Source organism: Falsiporphyromonas endometrii (genome assembly GCF_042654485.1).
GTDB classification, from domain to species: domain Bacteria; phylum Bacteroidota; class Bacteroidia; order Bacteroidales; family Porphyromonadaceae; genus Porphyromonas; species Porphyromonas endometrii.
On record NZ_JBHSGO010000156.1, the window covers coordinates 1 to 9,278 of the forward strand.

At 39.0% G+C, this 9,278-nt stretch carries 5 protein-coding genes and 1 riboswitch; of the genes, 4 read left to right on the plus strand and 1 reads right to left on the minus strand.

Annotated elements, in window-relative coordinates; all coding sequences use genetic code 11:
* Positions 1–61 precede the first annotated feature (61 nt).
* On the minus strand, positions 62–382 hold the full coding sequence (locus ACFO3G_RS04910) for a hypothetical protein (protein ID WP_380078527.1): 321 nt from the start codon (positions 380–382) through the stop codon (positions 62–64).
* 271 nt (positions 383–653) lie between these two features.
* Positions 654–840: riboswitch (cobalamin riboswitch) on the minus strand.
* A gap of 481 nt (positions 841–1,321) precedes the next feature.
* Between ACFO3G_RS04910 and ACFO3G_RS04915 the strand changes: the two genes are divergently transcribed.
* From ACFO3G_RS04915 to ACFO3G_RS04930, 4 genes are all read left to right on the plus strand, one after another.
* Complete coding sequence (locus tag ACFO3G_RS04915; protein ID WP_380078535.1) at positions 1,322–4,024, plus strand: carboxypeptidase-like regulatory domain-containing protein; 2,703 nt, start codon at positions 1,322–1,324, stop codon at positions 4,022–4,024.
* Positions 4,025–4,166: 142 nt separating this feature from the next.
* The gene (locus ACFO3G_RS04920) at positions 4,167–5,363 is read left to right on the plus strand and encodes a DUF4876 domain-containing protein (protein ID WP_380078529.1); all 1,197 of its coding nucleotides are present in this window, start codon (positions 4,167–4,169) and stop codon (positions 5,361–5,363) included.
* Between the two features lie 153 nt (positions 5,364–5,516).
* A complete protein-coding gene (locus ACFO3G_RS04925; RefSeq protein WP_380078531.1) occupies positions 5,517–6,971 on the plus strand; it encodes a DUF6850 family outer membrane beta-barrel protein in 1,455 nt (484 codons plus the stop codon).
* A gap of 46 nt (positions 6,972–7,017) precedes the next feature.
* A complete protein-coding gene (locus tag ACFO3G_RS04930; RefSeq protein ID WP_380078533.1) occupies positions 7,018–9,156 on the plus strand; it encodes a leucine-rich repeat domain-containing protein in 2,139 nt (712 codons plus the stop codon).
* Positions 9,157–9,278: the final 122 nt, after the last annotated feature.

Below are 9,278 nucleotides of genomic sequence, written 5' to 3' on the forward strand. Positions count from 1 at the left end.
AAAATTTTAGAAGACTGACGATTGATTATGAGTTTCATGCCGCTACTGCAGAGGCTATGGTTCAACTTGCTTTCTGCAAAATATTGCTTAATAAATTCTCTGAATAATTTTTAAACAGCTTCTTAATCTTGTTGGTTGCTTTCATCCCCTTCCCTTGGTCCGGATAGTAATGGATGGGTGAAGAGATAACTTTTTCTACCTTTCCGGCCTTTGGTTGCAAGAAGATGTCGCTTTCCTCTTGATTCCCTTCTGGAGCTTCTTTGATGCTCCTTGTTGTCTCGTTGTTGTGGACTGAATCTATCGTAGCACGTACGAAGATGTTTCCCACGGCTGTGAGACATACCAGCATACTCAATAAGAGTAATCGGGTAATTTTCTTCATGAATTTTGTTATTAAATTAAACACTAAACTAATTTTGCATCACATCTGCTCACCATCTCGGCTTCGAATGAGTGAATGCTTTGTTTGAGTGTTGAAGGGGCAGGGGATGGTGTTGCCCACGTTTGTAGATATCCTGTGACTTGAGATCAACTGTCTGAGATATTTTTCTAACGATTTCATCAGATTTTGACAGCCTACATGCAACCAATTGCCACAACCAACAAGTTGTCGCTTCAATAAACATTCTGCTCAGACTAAGTCCTCGAAAGTCATGAGAGCAATCAAATTGGCAGGTCTTCCGGCTTATTTCTGGATTATGAGCGCCTTCCCAACCGAACTATTATTATGGCCAGTGGCTTTATGCGCAAATCGTTATAAACGAAACTTACGGCAACGGGACTGCTTAGGACTTGCACCTAATTCCCTTTTAATTGTTGTCCTATCCTTTTGATAATCAAAGGTTTTATTCTTTTTGATTACAAAGGTGAACGTTATTGTCAAACCAATTCGCAAGCAAAGGTAGGCAATGTTTCTTAGACGATGGATTTGTAAAGTGTTGAAATTCAAAATGATAAGTCTTATTAATTAACTTGTTTTGACATAACTTTATATCTAAGATTTTGTATGGAGGCATGTTGTTTACAATTCTGGCTTCCAGTGAATGATTTATTAATAAATATTGCTCAATCTTCTTCTTAGTTTGATTTTTCAAGGTTAATAAGTATGTATTTTCTTATATGGCTGTCTTGGGAACATCAAGATTGTCCGCTGCGATAAAAGTCTTTGAATACCTAAAATGTGTACTTAGTCTTTTACTTCTTTGGTATAATCGCTATTAATAGGGATTACCCCGAGCTTGTTGGGTCTTTAGCTTTGCATTCGAATCATAAAGGTTGAATGCAGGTGCGATTTTATATCATATTATTAGTTTGTCTTTTGGTGTCAAGTCAAAATAGGGGCGTATGTCAGAATTGTTACTACAAGGCTGTTGTCTTAGATTATGAAACCAAAGTTTCACTTCCGTTTGCATCTGTTTCTTCTGAATCGTTAGACTTGAATCTATGTACGGATGCTCAAGGCCACTTTCAGATCAATATTCCGAGAGGAAGGACTATAGGGATAACCATTAATTATATGGGTTATCAACCTTTGTCCAAAAAGGTGGTTTGTCGCAACAAGGTCGATACCTTATTTCTTCATCCTGCTACCTATTCTCTTGAAGGAATTGTTGTACAAGGCGAGTTATCTAAAAAAGAGTCAGGAAAAACACGAATCAATAAAGAGGCTTTGGACTATTTGCAACCAACCGGCTTATCCGATGTGCTGTCTTTGACACCGGGTGGGCTTGTTCGTAACCCCGGACTTAGGGGCGTTCAGCAAATGTCTGTCAGAGAGGTCCGCTCTAATCATAATACGGCTCTTGGTACCGCGATTGTGGTGGATGGTGCCCCTATTTCTAACGATGCCAATCTACAAGGCTTAGGTAATCATAATCAAGAGTTGGATGCCAAGACCACTATGAATGGTGGTGTTGACCTTAGAGAAGTTTCAGTGGATCATATTGAGAGCGTGGATGTGGTTGAAGGTATTCCATCGGTTCGTTATGGCAATTTGTCAAGTGGGGTAGTCATCTTACATACAAAAGTTGGATATAGCCCTTGGACCTTGAGAGTTCAATCAGATCCCTATACTAAACTTGGGTCCATAGGAAAAGGTTTCAATGTCTCTCAAGGTCATAATCTTTATTTTGGCGCAGACTATGCTCAGAGTGTTTCAGATAAGAGAAATCCAATTTCCGGATATCGCCGTTTGATGGGTATTGTGAAATACTCTTATGCCGGCAGGCATATTTATGCTCCGCGCTTTATGACCTCTTTGATGTATACGGGGACCCTTAACAGTCGTAAGTTTGATCCTGAGGTGATGACATTGAGAGAGTCCTATTACAACTATTATAATAAGGTTGTTTGGAACAATAATTTTTCTCTTAAGCCGCAAATGCCATGGATCAATACTATTGATGCTGTGTTTTCTTTGGACTATGCACACGACCTTATAGAACAAGAAAAATATGTCTCTCCTCGAGGTATCTTGGCTTTGCCTCTATTGGATGAGGATGGAGTCGGAGAGGGTGCATATCTTCCTCCCGTATATTATACACACTATAAAACGGATGGTAAGCCTTTGAATCTTTTTGCTCAAATCAGAACTTCTCATCGTTGGAATTATGGCAGGTATGATGGTGATTTGATGATTGGAGCTGAATATAGATTGTCGAAGAATTATGGGAGGGGACCGATCTATGACCGTATGTTGCCTCCCAATCCCGGTTCTTCTTTATCTTCCAGACCTATCGCATACAGATCTATTCCCGCCATGTCTCCTTTATCCTTTTTTGTTGAGCATCGTTTGCGTACAGATTTAGGGAGAGGATGGGAGTCTGATATCAGACTTGGCATTCGTACAGAGAAAGACCTAAATCTAACAGGATCTCCCTATGATATAGCTAAACGTTGGTCGTTTGAACCGAGAGTATATGGCACGCTGTCATTGCCTCCTTTTAGTCTGTTTTCTTCCCTGATTAAGGTGAATCTAATGGGTGGGTGGGGAAGACATATCAAGCTTCCAACTTTGTCTTATCTCTATCCTGAGAAGGCCTATTTTGATCTTGTTGAACTCAATTATGCAGATCCCAATCCGGCCAATAGATTGTTGTGGATTCGAACATATGTCAGGGATCGGGCTAACTACCACCTTCGGTTTAATAGAGAAGACAAATATGAATTAGGCTTATCAGTTAATTGGTTGAATACAGATATAATGTTGAGTGCCTTTCATCACAAAACGAGAAGTGGATATTCTTATGGTACACATACTTATTACACCCCTTATGATAAGTATTCTCTTCCATCGCCATTACCAAACGGTAAACCTTCTATTAGTGACTTCCCAAAGGCTCATACCGATTATTTGTCAGCTACATCACAGCCGGACAATTCTATTTGGATAGATAAAAAAGGGTTGGAATATAGTGTCAGATTCCCTCAGATTTCTGTCCTTAAAACGAATCTAACCTTTCAAGGTGCTTATTATAAAACGATTTATGGCAATAGCTTGCCAATGGCTTATCGTCCCTCAACGCAGATTGAGGGAAAGGTCAACCCTTATCTGGGATATTATATAGGTCGAGACAATACAAAGACTACCCGATTTCACACTTTGTTAAGGACAGATACCCATATTCCAAAGTTGAAGCTTATATGCTCTACAACTACCCAATTTGTATGGTCGTATACTTCCAGGCAGATGCCGTTTGACGCATATCCTCTGTATTTCCTTGATCAAAAAGGAATCAGTCATAATGGCAAGGATATAGATCTAAATGATCTTGAGCAAAAACAGTTGATTGCAACAACCGATCCCATGATGTTTCAAAAGAATAAAGAACCTGTGGATATTGGCTTTAATGTTAAGATGACAAAGGAAGTGAATAGGTGGCTTAAGGTCTCTTTCTTCGTTAATAACTTATTGACATATAGGCCGGTATATCTTACAAATTATAGGATGAAAGTGCAGAGTTGGAGGGTGGCGTTCTTTGGAGTCGAGTTGCAACTAAAAACGATTAAGAATGGAAATGGATAGAGTACTTTGTTCATTTCAAGATAGAGAAGCATTTTTAGGTATGTCCTTGATTTGTCCTCTCCGATTTTCTGTGTTCTGTATGCTCTTTTAGGAAAAACATATTTTGAATAATTCCATTAATCCATAATTAAATGTTATCAACATGAAGAAAAATGTTTTATGTCTATTGGGTCTATTCCTGGCAGGTCTGACCTTGTTTTCGTGTTCCAAGGACGATAAGGGGGGTGGGTCTGCCATAGAGACCGAATCTCCTGTCTCAATTCATTTGAATATAAGTGACAAGACTATTGTCCCGGACCATATTCAATTGGAAGTTCTAAATACAGAGACCGGTCAAAAGAAGGATTTTAAGTATGCTGAGCAGATATCCTCCCTTAAGATCTCACTTCTCCCCGGGGTTTATACTTTTACTGTGTCGGCAACTTCCAATACGGGAACAAAAGTCTTCAACCTTATAGGGAAAAAAGAAAATGTCTCTATCGTTAAAGGCGAAAATGCAGTAACATTGGATTTGTTGTTGCAAAAATCAAGTAGTGGTTTTGTTTTCAAAGAGATGGCCTATGCCGGTTTTACTGAGAATGAGACGAACAAGGCCTATATCTGGGCTTCTTACTTTATTATTCATAACAATTCAACCGAAACACTCTATGCTGACAGCTTGGTTTTTGGAGTTTCTGCCGGTAATACCAAATTGCCTTCAGTCAATGAGAATATCGTCAAAAGACTTCCGGCTGTTGGAGCCTCTTCTCTTCTTATGATTCCGGGTAATGGCAAGTCTGTTGCGGTCGGACCGGGTAAAGATTTGGTCGTAGCTTTATTGGCCAAAAATCATCATTCTGTATCAGACAATGCTCCGGATCTTTCGGGAGCAGATTTTGAGTGGGGTGAAAATACAGAGGTGTATCCTTTGGAGGACAATCCCCAAGTCCCCAACCTTGTATCGTTGCATAAAGAGAGCAGGTCTTTTACGATGTTGCACATGAGAGGATTGAGCTCTTATTTTATTTTCAAATTGGATCGTCCTTATAAAGAATTCTTGAAGACATTTGGTCATGAGGATAAATATCCCAATCCAACTGTTCCTCCCGTTATGCGTCCGTATATTCCGGATAGTATGATATTGGATGGTATTGAACAGTCAGATGGTGAGACCATTGTACAGAAAGTACTTCCATCTTCCGTTGATTTGACACATACCTTTATCTCTGAGATGGGCAAAGGACTTACCATACAGCGTAAGATTGCCTCAAAAGTGGGAGATATTGTTATTCTTCAAGATACAAATGATTCGATGAATGATTTTCTGCGTGATCAGCCATCCTCATTATTGAAAAAGTAATCTCTTAATCATATCTCTTATTAATTGGGCATGAAGCGGTCTCCTTTGAAATATATAATCGATTGGTATTGCATCGGGATTTTGTGTGTCATGAGTCTGTCTGTTTGCAATGGACAAAAACATTATTTGTCCACCATAAAGGATAGTCCTATTATGAAACAATGGTGGGATAACGACTCTGTTAAGTATCAATTCAGTTCAAAAGGGGCTGCTTCTTTGCTTAGTTTTATGCCCGGGGTTGTAGCTTCTGAAGCAGGTGTCGCCTATCTGTCGCAAACAGTAGAGGGAGCCCCTGTTTCGTATCGACCCAATGGTCTTCGGGATCTATGCTTTTTTGCGGATGGTATTAAGCATTTGAACTCCTTCTCCTTTAGAGGAAATGCAATGTATGCACGCAATCTACAAAGAGACAATAAATCATCTTTGACAGATGATGTGCAGCTTTTTTATCCCTTTGTGCTTGCTGATACTCTGTCGACAAACTTTTATAAAGAGGTATATTCATTGGGGGCGGATGCTTCATATCGGTTGAGAAATTGTGCCTTCTCGGTCGGATGTGATTACCTTGGTTCTTTGAGGTATAGCAAAAGGGATCCCAGGGTGCAGAATACAGTTTCTGATATTTCTTCCAATCTCTCCTTTACCTATCATTTCCCGTCAATAGGGCTGATATCACTAAAGATGATGTATGGGGCCTATTATCAAGATCTTTCATTAGTCAATTATACCAAAGACGTTGCTCAGTGGGTGTATGTGATGAGACCCCTTGGGGGACATAATACCCGTTATAGCAATAGAGGTGATTATACGAGGTATCGTCATACTCGTGATTATGGGCAGGTGAGGTTAGATGGCTTCTTAAAGTCTTTCAATCTGCATAGCTATTTTACGATAGGACAATCAAAATCACGATTAAACTTTGATCGTGCCGGGGTTTATTTGAGTGAGATGTTAAGTGTCCCTATGAAGGTTTATCTCTCGGCCGATTTGTGCAGGTTAGGATCGCTTGGTGTATTGACATTTAGAGGAAAGTACAATCATGAGTCAAAATCAGCTCAAGAGAGGGTATATAATCTGGTGTCTGAGCCCGGAGAACTTGGCGTTGCAAATTATCAGTTTGTGGCTTCCAACAAAAGTTATGAAGCTCAGAGTAACCATTTGAAAGGTATGTTAGGTCTGCGTATGCACTTTAGACGCTCTTTGTTGAAAGCAGAGATGGGCTACTATTATGAATCCTTTTCGCAGAATGATCTTTTATCTAACCAACATAGTTTTTTTAATATCAAAGGATTAACAGGAGTTGTTTCCTTCAAGTGGAAAATGATTTCAGATCATCTTTTGGGGGAGACAATTCTTCGAGGAGATTATAGCTTCTCGTCATCGGAGAGATACTATTATGACAAAAACATTACAACCTTCATTGATGAAGAGTTCGTAAAATCACGAATGGGACTATCGAAATATATTGAACTAAAACATAACTTTTATTACAAATTCAGATCTCAGAATAGTGCATTCAAGATAGCTTTGATGTATGGTATGGGCAAGATTGCGTTGAACGATAAGCGAACAGCTCGGTTGGGATGCGAATTGAGCTATATTTTCTGATTGGCTTTCTTGTTGGCTACAAAGAGATTTACAAACAAACATTTTTATGAAAAAACTTTTTAAGGGGGCACTCTTTATGTTGCCTCTGTTTGTCCTTATGTGCTTTGGCAAGGCTGAAGCGCAATCTCCATCAAGGACAGATGATTTGAGTACGCTTGATTTGGGTGGTTATGATCAAGCTTCAGATGTCTTTTCGGGCAACAAACCTGAAGAAAGTATTGGTGTTAATGTAGATGTAAAGTTTGGAAAAAGTCAGGAAATCATTAAGGCTGACGAATTGGCCAAGGTGTTAGGTAAAGAATTGACACGATTGGATCTCAAACTTCACAACGAATCCAATTTTGAGTCTGTCAGCTTCGTTGCTAAAATCTCTATCTACATAACGAAGATTGATGGAGACCATTTTGTGCCCGGAGAAAAGAATAAGTATTATTTCCTCCCTATCGATAAATCGCATGATTGTGTGTTGAAAGATTTTAATGTCAATATTGATAAGATGACTTTGGATTCTGAAGATACAGATCCGTATATCTTCCAATTTCAATTTGATAAACCTTATCTGTATACAGGCGGAAACTTGCTTTTAACTATTGAGACACAGGCTTCATCCATATTTGGAGAATCGTCACGCTCGTTCTGTGCATGCTTATCTTATCCTAAAAATGTAAAGGGATTACCCGTCATGTCTCTTTGTGATGGAAGTGATAAAAAAGATGTGACAAATCAAACAGAGTATATAAGTGCCGTGGGAGCTTACAAAGATCGTACCGTAAAGCTCTTCTACTATCGCAATTCAACAACGGAGCCTGAGAAACCATTAGAAGAGGTTATGTCAATAGCAAATGAGACTGCAGGCAAGCTCCAAGAAAAGATCTCGGATAAGCAAATCCAATTTGTCAAGGATTTGACAATTACGGGTATTCTTAATCGTGAAGATATGGATTATGTATATAGTTCTAAGAGTATTGAAAAACTGCATTTAGGGCAAGCTGTTCTTAAGCAAGACACCCTTTGGAGTCCGTCCAAACAAGATTCTGATATACCTCTCCCAAATTTGAAGGAGATCGACTTGCCTCAAACTCTTAAGGCTATCGGAGCCTCTGCTTTATCTCAAAAATCACAACTCATCAGAATATCCGGTACCGACTCTTTGGAATATATTGGTGTAAGCGCACTTGCCAATGACTCTCTCTTACGGGCCTTCTCTTTTGGAAATAGACTTCAGAAAATTGACTCTTTGGCTTTTATGGGATGTAAATCCTTGGTTGATATTTCTTTTCCGGACTCTTTGAGTTGGTTAGGAGCTAAAGCATTTAAGGGGTGTAGCTCAATCACACATCTTACTATTCCTGAAAAGATTTCTCAAATTGATAGTCTGACTTTCAATGGTTGTTCATCTCTTGATTCTGTCTCTTTGCTGTCTCCTCGGCTGTCGTTTTCATTTGGAGCATTCAGCAATTGTAATTCATTGGTAGCTTTAAAATTGCTAACCCTTGTTCCTCCGGTTATAAATGAGGATGCTTTCAATATGGAAACTCCTAAAAAGTTGAAAGTTTATGTCCCTTATCAAGCTGAGGGTGCCTTCTTGAAGGATGCTGTCTGGAATAAATTTACCATTATCCCTGTAGGTAAACCGACCCCTTCTCCGGATCCTGTTCCACAACCTAAAGAAGATATTTTGGAACTGGGAAATTTCAGTGGCACAAACAATTGTTTTGATGCGTCTGTATTTCAGATTCCTCCGGTCAATGTGGATTACAACTATTCAAAATCTCAGGATTTGATGCTGGCTTCTGAACTGTCAAACATAGAAGGGAAAACAATCTATCAAATTAATTATCGTCTAAAACTCCCGGAGGATGTTGTTACTGAAACTATCTTCGATGGAGAAGTTGATATGTATATAAGCTCTTCTCCCGCTCAAAGCTTTGTGAAAGATCCGGATAGTGAACAATATCAATGGATTCCTGTAAATGTCATGACCGACAAGGTTATTGATGCTCAAAAAGTAAGAATTGATGCCTTTGATTTGGTTTCTAACCAATCGGCAAATGATTATATCCTCTCTCTTAAGTTAGATAAACCATTTGTTTACAAAGGTGGTGATTTGGTCGTTTCAATAGTGACAAGAGCCACTCAAAATATGGCAAACGGCACTGCTCGTTCTTTTGCAGATTTTTATTGATACTGTCCCAAAAAAGTGTGTAAGACCCAAGACTATTATCTTTGAAAAAATAAAATAAAACAGTAAAACAGTATGGATCTCACACGAGTACAAATTAAAGAAATTATTTCGAATTGTCTGGC